1 protein-coding gene is annotated in these 223 nt (G+C 71.3%); it reads right to left on the bottom strand.

Going from position 1 to position 223, the window contains the following annotated elements:
- Positions 1 to 223, bottom strand: a 223-nt coding sequence (locus ACEPPI_RS41050) for a carboxyl transferase domain-containing protein (protein WP_373920319.1), incomplete at both ends; no start/stop codon positions are given.

Genomic DNA, 223 nt, shown 5'->3' on the forward strand with positions numbered 1-223 from the left:
GCCCGAGGCCTTGGTGTTGCGCTGGAAGATGCCGCCGTACCCGGCGAGCGCGGAGACGCCCTCCTGGATGCGGGCGCCCGCGCCGTCGTTGAGGGAGACCAGCGGGGCACCCGCCGCGATGGCCATGTCCATGATCTTGTGGATCTTCGTGGCGTGGGCCTCGCCCAGCGCGCCGCCGAAGATCCGGAAGTCGTGGGCGTAGACGAAGACCGTGCGGCCCTCG

Origin of the sequence: Streptomyces sp. AB3(2024) (assembly GCF_041862025.1) — a bacterium.
In the GTDB taxonomy this organism is placed as follows: Bacteria; Actinomycetota; Actinomycetes; order Streptomycetales; family Streptomycetaceae; genus Streptomyces.